Origin of the sequence: Pseudomonas sp. NKUCC02_KPG, assembly GCF_019345465.1 — a bacterium.
Lineage (GTDB): Bacteria > Pseudomonadota > Gammaproteobacteria > Pseudomonadales > Pseudomonadaceae > Aquipseudomonas.
Map to the genome: position 1 here is coordinate 1 of NZ_JAHKRC010000044.1, position 267 is coordinate 267.

At 59.6% G+C, this 267-nt stretch carries 1 pseudogene; it reads right to left on the reverse strand.

What is annotated here, in order from left to right:
- Positions 1-267 (reverse strand): annotated as a pseudogene (locus KO536_RS24110) (urocanate hydratase); the annotation flags it as partial.

The following is a 267-nucleotide window of genomic DNA, read 5'->3' on the forward strand; positions in this document are numbered from 1 at the left end:
GTCATCTGGCCGTACATGGCCAGGCCTTTGGCGTCGAGTTCGTTGAAGTGCTCCCACGTGGCCCAGTGCGGTACCAGGTTGGAGTTGGCGATCAGTACCCGTGGTGCATTGCTGTGGGTTTTGAACACGCCGACCGGCTTGCCCGACTGCACCAGTAGGGTTTCGTCATCGTTGAGGTTGGTCAGGCTTTCGACGATTTTGTCGTAGCACTCCCAGTTACGCGCTGCCCGGCCAATACCGCCATACACCACCAGCTCGGTCGGGTTC